Below are 15787 nucleotides of genomic sequence, written 5' to 3' on the forward strand. Positions count from 1 at the left end.
GCGAAAGCTCCCGACACATCGATGACGACTTCCGGACACCGGTCATCATCCCCGGGGCGTTGTCGGGGATGGGGGGAACGCGCTCCCGCGTGCGCGGGCTGATCGGCGCCCTGTCAGAGGCCGCGTCCCTGGCGGGGATTACCCCGCCTCCGTTCCCGCAGAGACCGGAGGCGGGGCGTTGAAGGTAGGGGGACCTGGGCGGGGTCAGGGCGCCTTGTAGCCCAGGACATAGGTGCCGGCGCCGCTCGCGGCGGTCACGCGGTAGCGGTAGAAGCCGGGTGCGCCCTGGTAGCTGATCGTCTCGTCAGGATTGGGACCATCAGCGCTGACGACGGTGAGCCATTTGGTGCCGCTGCGCTTTTCCAGGTGCAGGTCGAAGTCGCCGCCGTCGTTGCTGTCGAGGCATCCGGAGTGAATCCCGGCGGCGGTCGTGCGGTAGAAGAGGGTCCTTGGCTGGTAGACGGACTCGTCGACGACCAGGGCGCCGTTGGTCTTCTGCGGGTAGCCGGTGCAGGTTCCCGTGGTCGGCGGGGTGGTGGTGCCGTCGGTGGCCAGGGTCAGGCCGTAGGCGGTGAGGATCTCGTTGACCGGCTGGAAGTAGGTGGTGCCGCCGCTGCTGCAGTCACCTGAGCCGCCGGAGGTGACGCCCTGGGCTTGGTTGAGGGAGATGAAGGAGCCGCCCGAGTCTCCGGGTTCGGCGCAGACGTTGGTGCGGACCAGCTCGTAGACGGTGCCCTGGGGGTAGGTGACACTGGTGTCGAGTTGCTGGATGGTGCCGCAGCGCCAGCCGGTGGTGGAGCCGGATCGACAGACCGAGGCGCCCTCGATGGCGGGGCGGGAACCGCTGATCGACACCACGCCGCCGGTGCCGTTCTTCACCGATGGGGTGGTCGACCACTTGGGGTTGGTGAGGACGAAGGTGTAGTCGCTGACCGGGAAGACCGAGGCCTGGAAGATGCCTTGGGGGGATCGGTTGAAGCCGGTGGTGGTGTTGCCGATCTTGCCGCAGTGGCCCGCGCTGACAAAGCCCTTCTCGGTTCCCCTGGTCACGGCGAAACCGATCGAGCAGCGGTTCGAGGCGCCGATGTAGTAGGGATCACCACCTGTCAGGTCGCCCAACGGGCGGGGTTTCTCGGTGGAGGCGATCACTCTGATTCCCACCGGGTCCACGCCGGCATCGAAAAGGGAGGCCGTGGTCGCGTTGACCGTCGTGGACAACACGACGACCTTGTTGATCTTGGTGTCGATGTAGCGCACGCTCCCCGGTTGCGGAGCCGACGACAAGGGGTTCTGCTGTATGTTCGGCAGGGCGACGTCGACGTGTGCTTTGATCTCTTTCAAGTCCGCGAGCGATCGGGTGACGACTTCGGCCCGGGCGCCCTGGGCGACGATCAGCGGAACGTCGGCGGGAGCGGTGGTGGCCACCACGAGGTTTTGCGCGATCTCCCCGGCGAACCAGGAGCCGGCGAAGCGTTTGCCCAAAGTTCTGCGCAAGTTCGCCTCGACCGGCACCAGACGGGCCTCGTTCAGCAGGCGGGTCTGGGCCTCCTCCCTACTGAGGAACAGATCACGCTGCAGTGCCTGGAGCATGCCCGGCGGCGGTTTGAGAGCGAACTGGGCATAGGAGGCGCTCGCGGAGGTCGCGCCTTGGGCGATGGCGGGAAGGGCCGCCGTGGTGAGTACGCCGACCAGCAAAGCGCGGCCGGCCAGGACGATGTTTCTGCGGGACATGGGTCTCTCCTCGACCTCGGCTTTTACAGCGTGAGGGGGGAGATCACCGCGTATCGCTGACGATCACGCGATATGGGCAGCCTCACTCTAAGACCACCGATGCCGCTTCAGGCCCTAAAAGCCGCACGCCACGCGGGAGATGATCGCACCTGCAACGCAGCAGAACATGTGCGGCGGCGAATCATCCCGGTTTGGATATGCGCACCAGCCGAAGGCGGCCAACGTGTCCCCGCGCCAGGGTCGGCCGCAGGCGCCTGCCCTTCCTCGTTCCGACGGTGATCGCTCCCCATCCCTCGACCGGCTTCAGCCGGCGATCACCCATGGCGCTCCTGGTGCCTCCTTTGGCCCAGAAGGTGAGTCAAGGGGCGCTGAAGCCCAGGGTGTAGGCGCCGGAACCGGCCGTGGCACCCACCTTGTAGCGGTAGCGGCCCGCCGTTCCGGTGTAGCTGATCTTCTCGTCCGGGCCGGGGCCGTCGGCGGTGGCGACGGTCTGCCAGGTCGCGCCGATCAGCTTCTGCAGGTACAGGTCGAGGTCGGCGCCCAGGGGGCCGTCCAGGCAGCCGGCGTGAAGCCCTATGATCTTCGTCGTGTAGGAGAGCCCTCGCGGCTGGTAGGCGGACTTCCCGGCCTCCAGGGTGCCGTCGTGGGTGCTGGTGTAGCCGGTGCGGGTGCCGGTGCTCGGCGGAGGGGGGTTGCCCGCGGTCGTCCTCAGCTCCAGGCCGTAGGCGGACAGGACCTCCAGCAGGGCTGGAAGTAGGTGACGCCGCCCAGGTTGCAGTCGCCCGAGCCGCCCGAGGCGATGCCCTGGGCCTGGTCGGCGGAGATGAACGCCCCGCCCGAGTCGCCGCCCTCGGCGCAGACGGTGGTACGGGTCAGCCCGAAGACGGTGCCCTGGGGGTAGGTGATGCTGGCGTCGTGCTATTGGATCAGACCGCAGTGGAAGTCGGTGGTGGCGCCGGCCCGGCAGACCGAGGCGCCCTCGATGGCGGGCTTGGCCCCGGCGACGGGGACGGTGCCGCCCCGGCCGTTGTCCACGGCGGGGGTGGCCGTCCAGGCGGGGGTGACACTGACCCAGGCGTAGTCGTCGGCGGGGAAGTCCGACGCCTGGAAGACCCCTTGGGCGTCGCGGTTGAAGCCGGTGGTGGACATGCCCTTCGCGCCGCAGTGGCCGGCGGTGACGAACCCGGACTGCGCGCCCTTGAGGACGGGGAAGGCGATCGAGCAGCGGCGGGTGACGCCGATGTAGAAGGCGTTGCCGCCGACCAGGTCATGCAGCGGCAACGGGACCTCGCTGGAGGGCAGCACGATCACTGCCACGCGGAGGCCGGCATCAGCCCCCGATCACAAGGTGGTCCTGGCCTCGGTGAGGGTCTTGTGGACGACGCCGGCCGATACCCCCACACCGATGGCGATGGTGCGGACGGACTCGCCGCGCTCACGGCGGGCCAGGATTCCGGCCGCCCCCGAGGCGGGCCGCTTACCGGATGTCGAAGGGCCCGCAGAAAGGCTCGGCGGAGGGGTCCGCGAAGCCGCCGGTGGACGCGGCGATCCCCCCGTTCCGGGCCTGCCGGGCCGTTCTGGAGAGCCGCCCGAAAGGTTCCGGCACCGGGAACGGCCGGGCACGAACGGGTGCGGGCAGGCGCGGGCAAGCACGGCGGCATGGCGGGTGCGGGCCGGCATGGGCAGGCACGGTTGGGCACGGCTGGCCACAGACGGGCGCGCGGAGATCATTTGATCGCGGAAGAGGGTGAAAGATCCTCGCGGCAAGTGCGATCCGGCGAACGACAACCGGAAAAACGGGCCCCTACCGTTGGACCAGGTGCAGCCGGTGCGCGGTGGCCGCCGCCGCCCCGCGCGAGGCGACGCCCAGCTTGGCGAGGATGTTCGAGACGTGCACGCTGACGGTCTTCACCGAGATGAACAGCTCACCGGCTATCTCCCGGTTGCTGCGCCCGGCCACCACCAGGGCCAGCACCTCGCGCTCACGCGCGGTGAGCCCGAAGCCCGCCATCCGGGGGGCCGGGACCGCGGCGAGCGTCCGCGCCGGCTCCGCCCCCTCGGCGATCGCGATCCGCGCCCGTCCCGCCAGGGACTCGATCTCGGCGGCCAGCGGCGCCGCCCCCAGCCCGGCCGCGAGCCGGGCCGCCTTCGACAGGTCACCGGCCGCCGCGTCGCGCTCCCCCGCCGCCGCCGCGGCCCCGGCGGCACCGAGCAGGGCACGGGCCTCGGCATAGGGCTGGCGCAGCCCGGCCCAGGCCGAGGCGACCGTCCGCCACCGCCCGTGGTCGTCCGTGCCGTCGAGCCGGCCCAGCTCGGCGGCGAAGGTGAGGCCGTGCGCCCGCTGGAGGTCCCCCTCCGCGGCGAGCTTCTCCGCCAGCCTCCGCAGCCGGTCCACGGGCGCACCCGGCACCCGGACGGCGGTCAGCAGCAGGGGCCAGGCGTAGCGGGGCGAGACGGTCAGGTCGCGCTGGTCCAGGATCCGCCCGACGAGCGCGCACGCCTCGTCGTCCCGGCCGTGGGCGGCCAGCGACCCGATCTCCCTGCGCAGGGTGGGCAGGACCGCCTGGTCCTTGTGCGCCCCCTGGTGGAACACCGCCCGCGAGGCCGCGAGGAGCACCCCGGCCCGGTCCAGGTCACCGCGGGCCAGCGCGACGTCGACGGCCAGCCCCTGCAGGCTCGCGCGGAACGGCGCGGGCGGGGAGACCTCCAGGGCGTGCTCGATCACCTCCAGCGCCTCGTCCCAGCGTCCCAGCGAGACCAGGGGCTCGGCCAGGTTGATCGCCAGGAAGGCGCCCGAGGTGCGGGCCAGGCCGTACGCCTCGGCGTCCGCGACGCCACGGCGGGCGACCTCGGCGGCCCGCTCGTGCCAGCCGGCCCCCTCGAAGGCGTCGGACTCGGAGATGACGGCCCGCATCAGCGCGCCGTAGGTGCTGGCCCGCCCGGCGACCTCGCGCACCCGCGCGAAGGCGTCGAGCTGACCCTCCATGTCCGCGTAGCGGCACCCGCCACAGGTGAGCGTGATGAGCGCGTGGGCCTCGGTGTCGGTGTCGCCCACCTGGCGGGCGATGCGCATCGCCTCCTCGGCCAGGGCCTCCCTCTCCCCCGAGTGCCCGGAGTGATGGAGCACCCGCGCCAGTTTCTCCACGACCTGGGCGCGCAGGCCCGTCGGCGGTTCGGCGGGGACCAGCGCGACGGCGGCGCGCAGGTCCTCGACGGAACCGGGCCGGCCGAGGTCGTACCTGACCAGGCCGCGCTGCCGCAGCAACCGGGCGGCGCGGGTCGGGTCGGCCTCGGTGTCGATCTCGCGCAGCGCCGCCTTGGCCAGGGAGAGGCCCCGCTCGAACTCCCCCGCCAGGTGGGCCGCGGTGACGGCCTGCCGGAGCACCTCGACATGGTCGGTCTCGATCCGCCCGGCGGCGTCGGGCACCGTCTCCCACAGCTCCAGCACCCGGTCCAGCATCCTGAGCTGCTCGTCGTAGGCGGCCGCCCTCCTGGCCGCCGCGGCCGCGCGCCAGGCGCTCATCAGCGCCCACAGGTGGTCGCGCGCGGCGTACCAGTGGTGGGCCAGCTCGACGGCCCCGCGCGGGGCCGGCAGCAGGCCGGGGTCGCGCTCCAGCGCCTCGGCGAAACGGGTGTGCAGCCGGATCCGCTCGCCGGGCAGCAGGTCGTGGTGGACGGCCTCGCGGATCAGCGCGTGCCTGAACGCGTACGCCTCGCCGTCCACCACCAGGACGTTGCCCGCCACGGCGGGGCGCAGCAGGCGGGAGAGCTCGGCCTCCCCCGCACCGGCGACCGCGGCCAGCATCGCGTGCTCGACCCTCGCCCCGCCCGCGGCGGCCAGCCTCAGCAGCTCCTGGGTCTCCTCGGGAAGGCGCTCGACGCTGGCCAGCAGCAGGTCGCGCAGGGACTCGGGCAGCGCCTCGCTCCCGTCACCGCTGAGCAGCGCCTCGACGAAGAGCGGGTTGCCCTCGCTGCGCGCGTAGACCAGGTCCATGTCGGTCTCGGGGACGGCACCGGGCCCGGCGCCCAGGATGCTCGCGGCCTGCTCGTCCACCTCCCGCCGGCTCAGCCTGCCCAGCTCCAGGCGGCCGACCCCGTCGACCCGGCCGAGCTCGGCCAGCAGCGGGCGCAGCGGGTGGGTGCGGTGGATCTCGTCGATCCGGTACGTGACCAGGGTCAGCAGCCGGGTGTCGGCGCGCCGGTAGCGGACCAGGAACGACAGCAGGTCACGGGTGGAGCGGTCGGCCCAGTGGGCGTCCTCGACGACCAGCACCGTCGGCCGGCGCTCGGCGAGCCCCTCCAGCAGCCCCAGGACCTGCTCGAAGAGCCGGGCGCGCGCCTCGGCGCCCTCCCTGTCGGGCTCGCCGAACTCCGGCAGCAACCGGGCCAGCTCCCGGGTCGTGCCGCCCGGCAGCAGGGCGGCGACCCCGTCGTGCCCCAGGTCGCGGGCGAGCGTGCGGAGCACCGCGGTGAAGGGGGCGAAGGGCAGGCCGTCGGTGCCGAGCTCCAGGCACCCGCCGATGAGGACCAGGGCGTCGCCCGCGCGCCGGGCGAACTCGCGCACGAGGCGGGTCTTGCCCACCCCGGCCTCGCCGCCCACGAACACCGTGGAGGCCGATCCGGCACGCGCCCTGTCGAGCGCGCGCTCCAGGACGGCCAGCTCGGCCGCGCGCCCGATGAACCGGGGACTGACGGCATGGGCTCTCACGTCCCCAGGATGCCACCCCCTGCCGACATTCACGTGTCCGGCCGCCTTTACGAAGTAGATCAGAAATCCGGGCACGGGCGGGGCCGCGTGAAGGAGGGCCGGCCCGAACGCCGCGCTCATGATGCGGAGGTCCCGGGTCCGAGTCCAGGCGCAGGTACGTTCCGGCGCCGTCCGGTGCCCGTATTGGGCACGATGGAGCCATGATCGAACGCCCCGAGCCCTCCGCCCCCCGCGACGACCACGCTCCGCTGCTGGAGACGGTCGGGCTGCTGACCGTCTCGGCGGTCGCGATCACGCTGCTGACCCGGCTGCTGGGAGCGCAGGACGGCGACGGGGCCGGCTCGCTCAGGCTGCTGTTGCTCGGGCCGGTCGCCCTCGTCTTCTTCGAGGTGATGGTTCACGAGATCTGGTGGCGTCGCTGGTGGGGCGCGCTGCCCGGCGCGGTCGTGGGCCTGGCCGTGTACTTCGAGGGCCGTACCGCGCTGGAGGACGTCATCGGCGCCTCCTGGGCCGCGTCCCTCGCCTATGTCCTGGCCTGGGCCGGCTTCGGGGTGATCTTCGCCCTGGCCAGCCGGATCTCGATGGGACGGCACGTCCCGAACTCGTAGCGGCCGCCACGGGCGCGGGCGCGTTCGCCGGACGCGGAGAAACGGCGAGGCAGGGAGGCGGGGAAGCGGTCGTCGTGAGAGATGCGTCACGGCTTCGCCCGGACGCGGAAGAGCCCCCGGCGGGTGTCCGCCGAGGGGCTCTGACCTGGGTCTTGCTACTGTGGGCGATACTGGGATCGAACCAGTGACCTCTTCGGTGTGAACGAAGCGCTCTCCCGCTGAGCTAATCGCCCGCCCTGTGCGGCGCCTCACGGTGCCGACGTGGAAAACCATACAGCAATCCGGGACCGCTCGCGAAGCGGTTACGGCCCAAAAAAGATCTTGAGAACGACACGGCCGGGAGGCAAAGGTCCGAGGATGCATCCGGCGGAGGGCTACGGTGTCATAGCATCGTCCTGATCCGCAGAAGCACCGAACGACCCAGGCTCGACCCGAATCACCCTAGACGCCCCGCCGGAGAGTCGACGGTGACCAAAACGATACGCAAAACCCTTGCAAATACGGCCCTGTTGGTGATGTTTAGCCAGGTAGATGCCCAAATGTCTCGCTGTGATCTGTGTTACAGAAGGGCGTGGAGGCGGAATCTTTCCTACAGGTTCCTTCGTTCCGCGTGAGAGCTCACGCGGAACGAAGCCGTTCAGAGCAGTGAAAGCCCCGCAGAGGGGACCGACGACGAAAAAGGTTTGGCTGACGATGAACAGCGCCACCGTCTCTGCCGAGCTAGGCCTTCGGCTTGTGGTCCCCGACCGTACCACCGTCCCTCTTCTCGCCGGCCTGGGCTACACGGCCGGCGATCCGTACGCGATCCGCATGGCGTTCCATGTCGGGAACGACGAGCCGGTCGAGTGGATCTTCGCTCGTGAGCTGCTGACGGTGGGCATCGTGCGGCGGGTGGGCGACGGGGACGTCCAGGTGTGGCCCGCCCGCGCCGAGGGCGAGCGCACCCTGCACATCAGCCTCACCTCACCGTTCGGCCAGGCCCTGTTCGAGGTGCCGCTGGCCCCGCTCACGGAGTTCCTGCACCGGACGTACGAGCTGGTCCCGGCCGGTCGCGAGACCGACTTCATGGATCTGGACGCCGAGCTGAGCAACATGCTCTGGAGCTCCTGACCCGTCACGCCCGCCGTGTCCGCCGGATGGCGGACCCGCGATCCCCGTCCCGGCATCGGCCGTGACGGCCGGTGTGCGCGGGACCGTCACGGTCCCGCACGCCGCGCCCGTGTCAGGCCGGGACCCGCGTCAGGCCGGGGCCCGTGTCAGGCCGGGGACGTGAGCAGCCGCCGCATCCTGGCGATCTCGATGCCCTGGCCGGAGACGACGTCCTTGGCCGTGGCCAGCATGGCCCGGTCGGCGCCCTCGCGGAGCTGGCGCCCGGCCATCGTGACCGCGGCCTCGTGGTGGGCGATCATGAGGGTGAGGAAGAGCGTGTCGAAGGCCGCTCCCCTGGCCGTCCGCAGCCGGTTCATCTGCTCCAGCGTGACGACGTCCTCGTGACCCCCCTGCCCCGCGTGCCCGTCCGGCGACCGTCCGGCTGCCCTGAGCCACGACGTCATGGCGGCGATCTCCGGACGCTGCGCGGCGGTGATCCGCTCGGCGAGCCCGCGCAGGACGGGTGAGGACGAGCGGGACGGCACCAGACCGGCCATCTCCAGCGCCTGCCGGTGGTGCGGGATCATGTCCTCGGCGAACCTCACGTCGGCCGCGGTGACGCGAGCCTCGGACTCGCCGAGGTTCTCGCCCGGTGCGGCCGTGCGCCCGGCCTCACCGGGCCCGCCCGGGATGATCACGGGCGCGCCGCCGTCGGCGACGAGCGGCGCCGCGCGCTCCGGCTCGGCCCCCGCGCAGCCGCCGACCGCCGATATCGCCATGATCATCGCGATAACCTGACCCGGCATACGCATCCTCCACATACCTTCAATAATGGGGCAAGTGGAACAACGTAATGGGGGCACCGTGCGACCGACCGTGGCATTCGGACTGGCAGCGCTACTTCTGGTGGCCGGATGCGGGGCGGATCCGGCCTCCTCGGCTCCACCGGCCGCGGCGGGCTCGTCCGCCCCGGCCGCTCCCGCGCAGAGCCCGAGCCCGGCCGGAGGGTCCTCCCGGACCCCCGCCCCGGGCATCTCCGGTGACGGCGTCCACAGCGACAACGTCACCCACCTGGCCAACGTCCCGCTCGGCGCGCCGCTCAACGGGCCGCAGGCGTGGGGCACCGACCTGGCCTTCCAGGGGAACTACGCGTTCGTCGGCAACTTCGACGGTTTCAGCATCTTCGACATCTCCGACCCGGCCCAGCCCTCACCGGCCAGCCAGGTGCTCTGCCCAGGCGAGCAGAACGACATCTCGGTGAGCGGGGACCTGCTGTTCCTGTCGATCGACTCCGCCCGGAACGGTCCCGAGTGCGAGGCCCAGCGCGGCGAGCCCGAGTCCGACGGCTGGGAGGGCATCAGGATCTTCGACATCAAGGACAAGGCCCACCCGAAGTTCGTCTCGGCGGTCCGTACCGACTGCGGCTCGCACACCCACACCCTCGTCCCGGGCGAGAAGGCCGACCGGCTCTACCTCTACATCTCCTCCCCCGGCCCCGAGCCCACGTCGTCGACCTGCCCGGCCCCGCACAACAAGATCTCCGTGGTCGAGGTGCCGGTCGAGACCCCGGAGAAGGCCAAGGTGGTCTCCACGCCGGCGCTCTCCGACTCGGCGGGACAGGGCGGCATCGGCGGCTGCCACGACATCACGGCCTACCCGGAGAAGAACCTGGCCGCGGCCGCCTGCTTCGGCGACGGGATCCTGCTGGACATCACCGACCGGGTCAACCCCACGGTGCTCCAGCACGTGAAGGACGAGGAGAACTTCGCCATCTGGCACTCGGCGACGTTCAACAACGACGCCACCAAGGTCGTCTTCGGCGACGAGCTGGGCGGCGGCGTGGCCGCGACCTGTGACGCCGACACCCCGAAGACCAAGGGCGCCAACGCCGTGTACGACCTCACCTCCGAGCGCAGGCTGGAGCTCCGCGGCTACTTCAAGATCCCGAGGGAGCAGACGGCCGAGGAGAACTGCGTCGCGCACAACGGCTCGCTGCTGCCGGTGCCGGGCAAGGACATCATGGTGCAGGCCTGGTACCAGGGCGGGGTGTCCGTCTGGGACTTCACCGACTCGACCGCCCCCAAGGAGATCGGCTTCTTCGAGCGGGGCCCCGTCCAGGGGGTCGGCGGTTCGTGGTCGGCGTACTACTACAACGGCCACATCTACTCCAGTGACATCACCAGGGGCCTGGACGTGCTCCGCATCGACGACCCGCTGACCGACCCGGCGTCCAAGGTCAGGATCAGGGAGCTGAACGCGCAGACCCAGGTGTCCTACTAGGGTCCGTGCGGGCGAGGATCAGGAGCGTGCCGCCCAGACGGTGCGCTCCGTGCGGACGACGAGGTCGTCGCGGCGCAGGATGCTGCCGGGGCCGTCCGTGTCGAGCAGCCGGTCGAGCGCGGCGAGGTCCGCGGCGTCGAGCGTCTGCGCGGCGGCGCCGCGGATGCGGAGCAGGCCGCCGAGCGCGTAGCGGCCGACGGCCTCGTCGTGGGGGCCCTCGATGTTCACGGTGACGGTGCGCTCGCCCTCGAGGGTGAATCCGGCGGCGACCAGCATCGGTCCCCAGTCGGCGCCGCGGTGGGGCATGCGCTCGGCGTGGAAGCGCTCGGTCGCGGCGTGGCAGCGGTCCTCCAGGCCGGGCCGCTCCTTCGGGGCGTCCTCGGGCAGGAAGCGGGGGAACCCGGCCAGCTCGACGACGGCGAGCAGGCCGCCGGGCGCGAGCAGGCCGCGGACGGTGCGCAGCGTGCGGACGGGGTCGGCCAGGTGGTGCATCGAGGCCGAGGCCCAGACCAGGTCCGGCGTGCCGAGGTCGGGCCAGTCGGCGGCGTCGAGGTCGGCCTGCACGGTGCGCACGCGGTCGTCCGCGTTCCGGGCGCACGCCTTCCTCCGCAGGCGCTGCAGGTGTCCGGGAGAGGCGTCGACGGCCGTGACGTGCGCCTCGGGGAAGCGGTCGAGGAGGGCGAAGGTTCCCGCCCCGGTGCCGGAGCCCAGGTCCACGATGTGGCGCGGGCCGGTCTTCAGCGGCAGCCACGCGACGATGGACGCGATGTGCTCGCCGAGGACCTCCGCGTCCAGGTCGAGGATCTCCGCCAGGTCGGTGTCGTCCTGCGGGTGGTGGTCGTGCCGCGCGTCGTGCCGCGTCCGGTGCGGCGCGTCGTGGCCGTGGGTGTGCGGGTGTGCGTTGGTCATGCCGTCACCGTAGGCCCGTTTTGCCGGTACGGCAGGACCGCTCCCGGTATACGCAAGATGTCGGCGCGCTGTGGGGCCCGACGCGCAAGACGCGCCCGCGCCGGGGGCGCGCCGGCGTCATCCGCGGGTGCCGGAGGTGTCGCCGTCGCCGTCGTCGGCCTGGTGCCCTCGGCGGGCGTCCCGGTCGAAGATCCCCAGGATCTCGCACGGCCCGCCCTCGGCGCCGATGGCGTGCGGCATCATGGTCGGGAACTCGGCGGCCTGGTTGGTCTCGAGACGGAAGCGCCGGTGGCCCAGCATGAGGATCGCGGTGCCGGAGAGCACGACCAGCCACTCCCGGCCGGGGTGGGCGCGCATGCGGGAGGGGTTGTCGGGCGGCGGCTCGGTCACGCGCTGGCGTATGACGCTCATGCCGGGGTCGCTCTTGACGGGCCAGCGCATCCGGCCGTGGACGCCGTCGATCGTCGGGCTGGTCACGACGTCGTCGGCGGCGGTCTCGACGAGCTGGTCGAGGGTGGTGTCCAGGGCGCGGGCGAGGGTGACGAGCTGGTCCAGGGCGAGGCGGCGCCGGCCGTTCTCGATGCGGCTCAGCGAGGACTGGCTGAGGTTCGCGCGACCGGCCAGTTCCTCCAGGGACCAGCCCTGGGCGACCCTCAGGGCACGGATGCGTCTGCGGACGAGGCTCTCCATGTCCTCGATGTCTTGCGTCATGGACAACATCGTATGCCCGTGGTGCAAGCCGGGCGGGCCCCCACGCGCGACGGCGGTGGGGCCGCGGAGGCGTGCCCGACCGGCGGCACGCGTACCCGCGCCCGGCCGGGGGCTCGACCGGCGGCTCGGCCGGGGGCTCAGCCGGGGGCCGGGGGCAGGGCCAGGCACAGGGCCTGCAGCGCTCCGGCGAAGGAGTGCTCGGGCGGGGTGCCGTAGCCGATGACGAGCCCGTCGCGGGCGGGCATGGCGCTGCGGGGATGGCGGTACGCGCCGAGCCCGTCGAGGGCCAGTCCCAGTCGTCCCGCCGCCCGCAGCGCGTCCCGCTCGGTACCGGGCGGCAGGTCGAGGACGGCGTGCAGGCCCGCGGAGATCCCGCCGACCCTGATGTGCGGGGCCCGCTCCGCGAGGACGGCGAGGAGCTGGTCGCGGCGGCGCCGATAGGTCGGCCGCATGCGCCGCAGGTGCCGGTCGTAGGCGCCGCAGGCGATGAAGTCGGCCAGGGTGAGCTGGTCCAGCGCTCCCGACCACAGCTCGCGGGGACCCTTGACGGCCAGGACGGCGTCGACGAGGCGCTCGGGCAGGACCATCCACCCCAGGCGGAGCGCGGGAGACAGGCTCTTGCTGGTGGAGCCCAGGTAGACGACGCGATCCGGGTCCAGGCCCTGCACCGCGCCGATCGGCTGGCGGTCGTAGCGGAACTCGCCGTCGTAGTCGTCCTCCAAGACCAGCCCGCCCGAGGCGCGGGCCCAGTCGACGACGGCCGCCCGGCGCTCGGAGTGCAGGGGCCCACCCGTGGGGAACTGGTTGGCAGGGGTGAGCAGGACGGCCCCGGCCCCGGTGCCGGGCAGCTCCTCGATCCTGGCGCCGCGCGCGTCCAGCCGCAGGGGCACCGTGTCCCGTCCCGCCGCGGTGAGCAGGGACCGGTGGAAGTCCAGGCCGTACGACTCGACGGCCACCGTCCCGTCCAGCACCTCGCCCAGGATCCTCAGGGCGTGGGCGAACCCGGCGCAGACGACGATCCGGTGGGGCGCGGTCCGCACCCCGCGGGCACGGGCGAGGTACTCGGTGAGCGCGACGCGCAGCTCGACGCGGCCGCGCGGGTCGCCCACGCCGAAGGCGTCGCTGGGGGCGGCGGCGAGCGCGCGGCGCGACGAGGTCTGCCAGGCCTGCCGGGGGAACGCCGAGGCGTCCGGGGAGGTGGGCATCATGTCGTAGGAGGGCCGGCGTACGGGCGGCGCGGAGCGGCGGGGAGCCTCGGACGCGAGCGGGGAGCTGCGCCGGGCCACGCGGGTGCCCGAGCCCTGCCGCGCCGTCAGCCACCCCTCGGCGACCAGCTCGCCGTAGGCCGCCGCGGCCGTGTTGAGGGCGACGCCCAGGTCCCTGGCCAGGCTCCGGTACGGGGGGAGGCGGACGCCCGGGGCCAGCCTGCCCGAGCCGATCGCCTCCCGCAGCGCCCGCATCAGCTGCTCGCGCCGGTTCCCCTCACCGGTGAGCTCCAGGTGGATGTCCGTGCCGATGCCGGTGCCGGTGTCCGGGTCCGCGCCCGGGTCCGCGCCCGGGTCAGGGCTCGGATCAGGGCTCGGGTCCGGGTCACGGGTCGCGGCCGGGTCCGGGCTCGCGACCGCGACCGCGACCGGGTCCGCGACCGGGTCCGCGGCCGGGTCCGGTGCGGGTGCGCCGTGGCCCTCCGGTGAATTGCACCATCGATCCGACATGAAAATGCACCATACCCTGGGGCTAATGTCCCCGTAGGTTTCTGGACATGACAGCAGTCGAGATCGCCCAGCGCATGAACTTCGCCACCGCAGCACCCGCCGTCTTCAAGGCCGTGTTCGCCCTCGACACCGCGGCCCGCCAGGGTCTCGACCCGGTCCTGGTCGAGCTGGTGCAGATCCGCGCCTCGCAGATCAACCGGTGCGCGTACTGCATCGACTACCACACCGGTGACGCCCGCAAGGCGGGCGAGAGCGAGGACCGGATCTACCAGCTCTCCGCCTGGGAGGAGTCCAGCCTCTACACCGCGAGGGAGCGCGCCGCGCTCGCCCTGACCGAGGCGGTCACGCGGCTGCCCGAAGGGGTCTCGGACGAGGTGTACGACGAGGCCGCCCGGCACTTCGAGGAGCAGGAACTGGCCCGGCTCATCGCGCTGATCTTCACGGTGAACACCTGGAACCGCATGAACGTCACCACCCGCAAGACCCCCGGCACCCGGTAGCCGGCTCTCCCCTCCCCCTCGCACCTCGGGGGGGGGGGGGGGGGGGGGGGGGGGGAAGGGGGAGGGGGGGGGGGGGCCCCCCCCCCGCCACCCAAAAGAAGAAGGGAGCAAGGGGCGGAGGCCCCACCAGCCCGGCCCCCCCCCCCCCCCCCCCCCCCCTCTCCCCGCCCCAACACCCCCCCCCCCCCACACCCCCCCCCCCCCCGGCCCCCCCCCCCCCCCCCCCCCCCCCCCCCCCGGCCCCCCCCCCCCCCCCCCCCCCCCCCCCCCCCGAGGCGTGTCCACCCTCATCCCGCACCCGAACGGACGGATGGCGCAATGAGCGCAGTCACCACCGGCCCGTCCACCGCCACGGAGCCCTCCCCCCTGCGGGGCTGGCTCGCCGTGCTCGCGGTGACGCTGGGCATCTTCTCCCTGATGACCTCGGAACTGCTCCCCGTGGGCCTGCTCAGCCCGGTCGGAACCGACCTGGAGGTGTCGGCGGGCACCGCCGGGCTCATGGTGACCGTGCCCGGCCTGGTCGCCGCGGTCTCGGCACCGCTGATCACCGTGGCCACCGGCCGGGTGGACCGCCGGCTCGTCCTGGTCCTGCTCGTCGGGCTGGTCGCGGCGGCGAACCTGGCCTCGGCCTTCGCCACCTCCTTCGCCCTGGTCCTGGTGGCCCGGTTCCTGATCGGCGTCAGCGTGGGCGGCTTCTGGTCGATCGCGGGCGGCATCGCGCTGCGGCTCGTCCCGGAGCGGCACGTCCCGCGGGCCATGGCACTGATCTTCGGCGGCGTGGAGACCGCGTCGGTCCTCGGCGTCCCGGCCGGTACGTTCATCGGCGACCTCAGCGGCTGGCGCGTCGCGTTCGCGGCGGTCGGCGTCCTGGGCCTGCTCGCCCTGATCGGGCTGGTCGTCCTGCTGCCCGCCCTCCCACCGGTGCGGGCCATCACGCTGGCCGACCCGCCGAGGCTGTTCCGGGCCAACGCCGCCCTGCGCGCGGGCCTCGCGCTCACGTTCCTGCTCATCACCGGCCACTTCATCGCCTACACCTTCGTACGCCCCCTGCTGCAGGGCCGTGGCGTCGAGGACGCCCTGGTCAGCCCGCTGCTGATGGTCTTCGGCGTGGCCGGGATCTGCGGCAACTTCCTGGCCGGCGCCTTCGTCGCCCGGCACCTGCGGCGGACCGTCACAGCCGTCGTCGCGGCCCTGGTGACGGCCATGGCGCTGCTCGCGCTGGTCCCCGCGGGCACGGCCGTGTCGGCCTGCCTGCTGGTCGTGTGGGGCCTGGGCTACGGCGCCGTCCCGGTGACCCTGCAGACGTGGATCACCCGGGCGGCCCCCGTGACCACGGAGGCCGCCTCCTCGCTGTACGTGTCCGCCTTCAACCTGTCCATCGCCCTGGGCGCCCTGTCCGGCGGCCTGGCGGTGGACTTCCTGGCCCTGACGAGCGTCCTGTGGATCGGGTGCGGGCTCGTCCTGCTCGCCCTGCTCCCCGCCGGGCGGCCCGCGGAGGGCGTCGGCGGCTGACGTGCCGGTCCCGGGACCTCCGGC

At 72.8% G+C, this 15787-nt stretch carries 13 protein-coding genes and 1 tRNA gene; 5 read left to right on the plus strand and 9 right to left on the minus strand.

The annotated features are described in order from the left end of the window. Positions 1–204: 204 nt before the first annotated feature. The 4 genes from ACZ6RT_RS27885 to ACZ6RT_RS27900 form a co-directional block, all read right to left on the minus strand. Positions 205–1731, minus strand: a complete 1527-nt coding sequence (locus tag ACZ6RT_RS27885; RefSeq protein ID WP_470157048.1) for a S1 family peptidase — start codon at positions 1729–1731, stop codon at positions 205–207. A gap of 708 nt (positions 1732–2439) precedes the next feature. Then, entirely contained in the window at positions 2440–2637 is a 198-nt protein-coding gene (locus ACZ6RT_RS27890) for a trypsin-like serine protease (RefSeq protein ID WP_470157066.1), read from the minus strand. Between the two features lie 12 nt (positions 2638–2649). Then, positions 2650–3048 (minus strand): S1 family peptidase, encoded by a 399-nt coding sequence (locus tag ACZ6RT_RS27895; RefSeq protein WP_470157049.1) that lies wholly within the window; start codon positions 3046–3048, stop codon positions 2650–2652. A 487-nt stretch (positions 3049–3535) separates the two neighbouring features. After that, complete coding sequence (locus tag ACZ6RT_RS27900) at positions 3536–6439, minus strand: helix-turn-helix transcriptional regulator (RefSeq protein ID WP_470157050.1); 2904 nt, start codon at positions 6437–6439, stop codon at positions 3536–3538. Positions 6440–6639: 200 nt separating this feature from the next. Between ACZ6RT_RS27900 and ACZ6RT_RS27905 the strand changes: the two genes are divergently transcribed. Beyond that, on the plus strand, positions 6640–7047 hold the full coding sequence (locus ACZ6RT_RS27905; RefSeq protein ID WP_470157051.1) for a hypothetical protein: 408 nt from the start codon (positions 6640–6642) through the stop codon (positions 7045–7047). A gap of 161 nt (positions 7048–7208) precedes the next feature. On the opposite strand, the gene ACZ6RT_RS27910 is transcribed toward ACZ6RT_RS27905, so the two are convergent. Further along, positions 7209–7280: transfer RNA gene (locus ACZ6RT_RS27910), tRNA-Val, on the minus strand. 460 nt (positions 7281–7740) lie between these two features. On the opposite strand from ACZ6RT_RS27910, the gene ACZ6RT_RS27915 reads away from it, so the two are divergent. Further along, entirely contained in the window at positions 7741–8157 is a 417-nt protein-coding gene (locus tag ACZ6RT_RS27915; protein WP_344903725.1) for an SsgA family sporulation/cell division regulator, read from the plus strand. Positions 8158–8303: 146 nt separating this feature from the next. On the opposite strand, the gene ACZ6RT_RS27920 is transcribed toward ACZ6RT_RS27915, so the two are convergent. Continuing rightward, the gene (locus ACZ6RT_RS27920) at positions 8304–8942 is read right to left on the minus strand and encodes a DUF305 domain-containing protein (protein WP_470157052.1); all 639 of its coding nucleotides are present in this window, start codon (positions 8940–8942) and stop codon (positions 8304–8306) included. Positions 8943–9012: 70 nt separating this feature from the next. On the opposite strand from ACZ6RT_RS27920, the gene ACZ6RT_RS27925 reads away from it, so the two are divergent. Next, the gene (locus tag ACZ6RT_RS27925; protein ID WP_470157053.1) at positions 9013–10416 is read left to right on the plus strand and encodes an LVIVD repeat-containing protein; all 1404 of its coding nucleotides are present in this window, start codon (positions 9013–9015) and stop codon (positions 10414–10416) included. An 18-nt stretch (positions 10417–10434) separates the two neighbouring features. Here the strand turns inward: ACZ6RT_RS27925 and ACZ6RT_RS27930 are convergent, their stop codons facing one another. The 3 genes from ACZ6RT_RS27930 to pdxR form a co-directional block, all read right to left on the minus strand. Continuing rightward, positions 10435–11325 carry a class I SAM-dependent methyltransferase gene (locus ACZ6RT_RS27930; protein WP_399195971.1) on the minus strand — a complete coding sequence of 297 codons (891 nt, stop codon included), beginning with the start codon at positions 11323–11325 and terminating at the stop codon, positions 10435–10437. Positions 11326–11442: 117 nt separating this feature from the next. Beyond that, positions 11443–12045 (minus strand): helix-turn-helix domain-containing protein, encoded by a 603-nt coding sequence (locus ACZ6RT_RS27935; protein WP_399195969.1) that lies wholly within the window; start codon positions 12043–12045, stop codon positions 11443–11445. Between the two features lie 128 nt (positions 12046–12173). Next, positions 12174–13751, minus strand: a complete 1578-nt coding sequence (pdxR, locus tag ACZ6RT_RS27940) for a MocR-like pyridoxine biosynthesis transcription factor PdxR (RefSeq protein WP_470157054.1) — start codon at positions 13749–13751, stop codon at positions 12174–12176. Between the two features lie 47 nt (positions 13752–13798). Here pdxR and ACZ6RT_RS27945 point away from each other — a divergent pair, with 47 nt between their 5' ends. Further along, positions 13799–14251: a carboxymuconolactone decarboxylase family protein gene (locus ACZ6RT_RS27945; protein WP_399195965.1), complete on the plus strand. Its 453-nt coding sequence runs from the start codon at positions 13799–13801 to the stop codon at positions 14249–14251. A gap of 318 nt (positions 14252–14569) precedes the next feature. Beyond that, a complete protein-coding gene (locus ACZ6RT_RS27950; RefSeq protein ID WP_470157055.1) occupies positions 14570–15763 on the plus strand; it encodes an MFS transporter in 1194 nt (397 codons plus the stop codon). The last annotated feature ends 24 nt before the right edge of the window (positions 15764–15787 follow it).

It is taken from the genome of Streptosporangium sp. NPDC050148, from assembly GCF_055586505.1.

Coding starts and splice junctions, on each gene's coding strand:
- ACZ6RT_RS27885 (WP_470157048.1), bottom strand. CDS start 1,731: ATGTCCCGCAGAAACATCGTCCTGGCCGGCCGCGCTTTGCTGGTCGGC.
- ACZ6RT_RS27905 (WP_470157051.1), top strand. CDS start 6,640: ATGATCGAACGCCCCGAGCCCTCCGCCCCCCGCGACGACCACGCTCCG.
- ACZ6RT_RS27915 (WP_344903725.1), top strand. CDS start 7,741: ATGAACAGCGCCACCGTCTCTGCCGAGCTAGGCCTTCGGCTTGTGGTC.
- ACZ6RT_RS27920 (WP_470157052.1), bottom strand. CDS start 8,942: ATGCCGGGTCAGGTTATCGCGATGATCATGGCGATATCGGCGGTCGGC.
- ACZ6RT_RS27930 (WP_399195971.1), bottom strand. CDS start 11,325: ATGACCAACGCACACCCGCACACCCACGGCCACGACGCGCCGCACCGG.
- ACZ6RT_RS27935 (WP_399195969.1), bottom strand. CDS start 12,045: ATGTTGTCCATGACGCAAGACATCGAGGACATGGAGAGCCTCGTCCGC.
- pdxR (WP_470157054.1), bottom strand. CDS start 13,751: ATGTCGGATCGATGGTGCAATTCACCGGAGGGCCACGGCGCACCCGCA.
- ACZ6RT_RS27945 (WP_399195965.1), top strand. CDS start 13,799: ATGACAGCAGTCGAGATCGCCCAGCGCATGAACTTCGCCACCGCAGCA.
- ACZ6RT_RS27950 (WP_470157055.1), top strand. CDS start 14,570: ATGAGCGCAGTCACCACCGGCCCGTCCACCGCCACGGAGCCCTCCCCC.